We start from the raw sequence: 3,678 nt of genomic DNA on the forward strand, positions 1-3,678 counted from the left end.
ATGTCGCTCATATTTCTGTGTCAAAAAACTCTCTGATGTTCTTTTACCACAGAATGTTAGTATTTTGGAGATGTCTAAGGTATTCTCAAGGAAGTGCAATTAGCGATCGCTGACCTACCTAGTTTGAAGTTAGGTTTGACCGACGGGAATGTTATTACTCTTGACCAAAATGCTGCTGGTATCGGCTGGTTTATAGATCCTACTCCAGAGGACGATTCAGAGTTTAACCCAATTGAAAATAGTCCAGTAGAGGGAAAAGTTGATTTACTGAGCGTCATCGTTCATGAAATGGGACACGCACTTGGTCTATCTCATGTAGATTACGGTACTTCAGTGATGAGCGCTACACTACCGATAGGGGTGCGGCGTCTTCCCACTTGGGAGGATATTCATTCTACTCATGAGATATCCTCTGAATTAGCAGAGTCAAATTTCGATACTTTAGATACTAATGTTTCTAGCTCTAATATAGTTTATTGGGTTGGTGGCAGCGGTTATTGGGACGATTTAACTCATTGGAGTACGGGGAGATTACCAGGAGCTACAGATGAAGTTGTGATTGATGTGCCACAAGAGGTTATGATTACCTTTCGTCAAGGCTCAACATCAATTGCCAAGCTGACAATTCAAGAAGATTTGGTTATTTCTGGTGGTAGTTTAACAATCCTTGGGGAAGGGGCGATTAATAACGACTTCATTCTTAGTAACGGGACATTAAACACAACAGGAACAGTAACACTCAAAGGACGAGAAAATCAATGGTATGCAGGGACGTTTAGTGGACCAGGAATAGTTAACATTGCTGCTGAAGCAACTCTGAATATCGCTAACGGTTCTTATAAATACCTAAGAAATAAGATTACCCTCAATAACCAAGGTACAATTACTTGGTATGGAGATAATTATTATATTGATGCTGATGATACAAGTACAGGTGAGGTAATTAATAATCAAGGAATCTTTGAGGTTAAGAATGACCGGACGCTCTACTACCTTACCTTCAATAATAGTGGCACTTTCATCAAATCAGATAGTACCGGAACAACTACTTTTTACGACTCGACATTCAACAATACTGGCACGGTTGACGTGCGTCAAGGTAGAGTGAACTTTAGAGGTGGTGGTAGCAGTAATGGTGGGACTTTCAAACTAGCTGCCAATACCACTGCTGAGTTGAGTACTAGCTATAACTTTGCTGATGATACTAGCTTCACTGATACAGGAACAATTTTGGTTACTGGAAGTAATGTTAACTTCAATCAGTCAACAGTGAATCTGGCAAATCTAGTCATCAGTGGTGGAACATTGAACACTACCGGAACGGTAATTGTTAACAATGACTTTATCCTTAATAATGGAACATTAAATACTACCGGAACAGTCACCCTCAAAGGACAAAATAATCAATTGTATGCGGGGGTACTTAGTGGCCCAGGAATAGTTAACATTGCTGCTGAAGCAACTCTGAATATCACTAACGGTTATTATAAATACCTAAGAAATAAGATTACCCTTAACAACCAAGGTACAATTACTTGGTATGGTGATAATTATTATATTGAAGCTGATGATACAAGTACTGGTGAGGTAATTAATAATCAAGGAATCTTTGAGGTTAAGAATGACCAGAGGCTCTACTATCTTACCTTCAACAATAGCGGTACCTTCATCAAATCAGATAGTACCGGAACAACTACTTTTTACAACTCCGTATTCAACAACACTGGTACAGTTGATCTTCGACAAGGTAGAGTGAACTTTAACGGTGGTAAATTTATTAAAGCAGCAGGAACTATTCAGCAAAATGGAGGAACCTTTGACACTTCTAATAGTACCTTTATTGAAGATAATCAGTTACCTAATTTCAAGATAACTGGTGTAGATGTAAAAACAATCATAAAACCTGGTTCTAGCATTGGTGTCAGTTGGACAGTAGAAAATCAAGGCAACGACGTAACAGATGCAACAACTTGGTATGATGCGATTTATCTGTCTGAAGATAATACTTTCGATGTGACAGATACTTTCCTCAGTCGTGTATCAAAACAAACTCTACTAGCAGTTAATGCAAAGTATACCGTAGATCATACAATTACCCTACCAAAAACAGCTACAGGCAACCAATACCTACTATTTGTTACTGATGAAAAATATTACCAATTAGAAGGAGATGAAAATAACAACGTCTTTGCCCAAGCTATCCAATTTTTGGATCTCAACAATAATCCACCTACAGAGGTGAAATTAAGCAATAATAAAATTGATGAAAATAGTTTGACCGGAACACTAATTGGCACACTAAGTACTATTGATGCCGATTTGGATGAAACTCATACTTATAAAATATTAGATAGTGCAAGTGGTCGCTTTTTCTTAGACGGGAACCAAATAAAAGTTGCAAATGGAGGATTATTAGATTTTGAAAAGCAGAAAACCTATAACATCATCGTTCAATCTGTAGATAAAGGAGGATTAAGTCTAGATCAAACTTTGGAAATCAATATTAATAATGTTAATGAAGCTCCGTTTGATATTCAAATTAACAATAATCAAATTAATGAAAATAGCTCTAATAGCTCTGTAATTGGAATTTTAAATACTCTGGATTTAGATGGTTTTGATACTTATCTCTACGAATTAGTCAATGACGCTGGTGGTAGGTTTAAAATAGTTGGCAATGAATTACAAGTTGCTAATAGTAGTCTATTAGATTTTGAAGATAATACTAGCCACACAGTTAGAGTAAAAGCTACAGATGCGGGTAGCTTAAGTTTTGAAAAAACATTCAGCATTGCTATCAAGAATGTCAATGAAGCACCAATAGCAATTCAGTTAAGCAATAACAGCATTAACGAGAATAGCTCCAATGGTACACTGATTGCAACATTTACCACAACCGATGCAGATAGAAATGATAGTCATACTTACACATTACTCAATAACGCTGACGGGCGTTTTGGGATTGTAAATAATCAATTAATAGTTGCCAATAGCGCTTTATTAGATTTTGAGCAAAACACCAACCATATAATTACTGTTAGAACTCAGGATATAGGCGGTTTAACTCACGAGCAAAATTTCAACATTAACGTTATTAATCTCAAAGAAATTGACCTAGTACCAAACATCACCAAACTGAATGAGATCCCAATAACTAGTGGAACAATATTAAGAGCAACATCGGGTGATATAATATCCTTAGAATGGGACGTAAAGAATGCAGGTGCAGACACTACATTGGACACTTGGGTTGACCGCATTTACCTATCAGATGCACCCCCAGAAACATTTACTCCCAATAACAACGATTTTATCAAAGAAGTAACACATACAGGCGGGCTAGTAGCAAAAACAAGCTACAGTGAAGGGTTAAACATTAAATTACCTATAAATATTAGCGGTACAAAGTACCTATATATAATCACTGATGCTAACAACAGTGTTAATGAGCTTAACAATACAGAAGATGCAGAACAAAACATCGTCTTTCAACAACTACAAATCGAACTAGCGCCCTACGCAGACTTAGCAGTTTCTAATGTTACAGCACCTATTTTAACTATCGGCGACCCAGCAAGTGTAACCGTTGGTTGGACAGTAACTAGGGTGTTGACTTTGGGTGTTTTGAGGTGATATTTCTTCATACATAATATATGGCTCAAAATCTCCTCAAAAAAT

The 3,678-nt window shown here is 37.0% G+C and carries 1 protein-coding gene; it reads left to right on the forward strand.

Annotation, left to right across the window (positions count from 1 at the left end):
• The first annotated feature begins 93 nt into the window (after nucleotides 1-93).
• On the forward strand, nucleotides 94-3,633 hold the full coding sequence (locus CDG77_RS33965) for a cadherin domain-containing protein (RefSeq protein ID WP_094333541.1): 3,540 nt from the start codon (nucleotides 94-96) through the stop codon (nucleotides 3,631-3,633).
• Nucleotides 3,634-3,678: the final 45 nt, after the last annotated feature.

It is taken from the genome of Nostoc sp. 'Peltigera membranacea cyanobiont' 213 (genome assembly GCF_002245975.1).
Taxonomy (GTDB): domain Bacteria; phylum Cyanobacteriota; class Cyanobacteriia; order Cyanobacteriales; family Nostocaceae; genus Nostoc.